The 302-nt window shown below is 71.9% G+C and carries 1 protein-coding gene; it reads left to right on the top strand.

The genetic code is table 11. From position 1 onward, the window contains the following. Positions 1–158 precede the first annotated feature (158 nt). The coding region (locus tag JHD64_RS21610; protein ID WP_304506671.1) for a Sir2 family NAD-dependent protein deacetylase at positions 159–302 on the top strand (144 nt) is incomplete at its 3' end.

Below are 302 nucleotides of genomic sequence, written 5' to 3'. Positions count from 1 at the left end.
CCCCCCCCCCCCCCCCCCCCCCCCCCCCCCCCCCCCCCCCCCCCCCCCCCCCCCCCCCCCCCCCCCCCCCCCCCCCCCCCCCCCCCCCCCCCCCCCCCCCCCCGTTTCAAGCAGAAGACGGCATACGCGATCCTTGTTAATGTCTCGTGGGCTCGGAGATGTGTATAAGAGACAGGCCCAATGCCGGCCATCGCTTTTTGGCCTGGCTGGAAGCCACGGGCAAGCAGGTGTCGATACTGACGCAGAATATCGACGGCCTGCATGGCGTGGCCGGCAGCCAGCATGTACTGGAACTGCATGGC

It is taken from the genome of Aquitalea sp. ASV15 (assembly GCF_016429115.1).
In the GTDB taxonomy this organism is placed as follows: domain Bacteria; phylum Pseudomonadota; class Gammaproteobacteria; order Burkholderiales; family Chromobacteriaceae; genus Aquitalea; species Aquitalea magnusonii.
Note: the sequence above shows the minus strand (reverse complement) of the source record. Positions and strands in the feature narration are given on the sequence as shown.